This window comes from Sedimentibacter sp. B4 (genome assembly GCF_000309315.1).
In the GTDB taxonomy this organism is placed as follows: domain Bacteria; phylum Bacillota; class Clostridia; order Tissierellales; family Sedimentibacteraceae; genus Sedimentibacter; species Sedimentibacter saalensis.
Window position 1 is genome coordinate 1 of the sequence record NZ_CANG01000883.1, and the last position, 202, is coordinate 202.

The following is a 202-nucleotide window of genomic DNA, read 5'->3' on the forward strand; positions in this document are numbered from 1 at the left end:
CGTGAGCAGCCCCGCCCTGTCGGACGGCACCGCGTACGTGGGCAGGCTCGGTCTCGCCGCGCAGATGTTCGCCACCGAGGTGGCCGTCACCCTCGGCTACGTCAACACCCAGTTCGTGCACGGCGAACTGTCCGTGCTGGCCTCGGTTCAGGCCTTGGCCCACATCGCCGCCCCGGCCGCCATCGTCAAGGCCGACCTCACC

The 202-nt window shown here is 70.8% G+C and carries 1 protein-coding gene; it reads left to right on the plus strand.

Translation table 11 applies throughout. The annotated features are described in order from the left end of the window. The coding region (locus BN358_RS27100; protein WP_198018503.1) for a hypothetical protein at window positions 1-202 on the plus strand (202 nt) is incomplete at both ends.